This window comes from Tritonibacter sp. SIMBA_163, from assembly GCF_046535935.1.
Classification (GTDB): Bacteria; Pseudomonadota; Alphaproteobacteria; order Rhodobacterales; family Rhodobacteraceae; genus Epibacterium; species Epibacterium scottomollicae.
This window is the reverse complement of record NZ_JAWJBP010000574.1, coordinates 1-266: the sequence shown is the minus strand read 5'-3', so window position 1 is coordinate 266 and position 266 is coordinate 1. Positions and strand designations below refer to the sequence as shown.

Sequence of the window (266 nt, the reverse complement as noted above, 5' to 3'; positions counted from 1 at the left end):
ATCTGTTCCAGCGGCACGATGCGGTCGACGCCGCCACGCGCGATCGCTTCCTTCGGCATGCCGAAGACCACCGAGGTGGCCTCGTCCTGGGCCACGGTGAAGGCGCCGGCCTCGTGCATTTCCAGCATGCCGCGGGCGCCGTCGTCTCCCATGCCGGTCATGATCACGCCCATGGCGTTGGCACCGGCGGAGCGTGCGGCGGATCGAAACAGCACATCGACCGAGGGGCGATGGCGGCTGACGAGAGGGCCGGCCCGCACCGAGAC

The 266-nt window shown here is 69.9% G+C and carries 1 protein-coding gene; it reads right to left on the bottom strand.

The genetic code is table 11. The annotated features are described in order from the left end of the window. A partial coding sequence (locus tag R0J92_RS23605; RefSeq protein ID WP_411053464.1) for a CheB methylesterase domain-containing protein occupies positions 1-266 on the bottom strand: 266 nt, incomplete at both ends.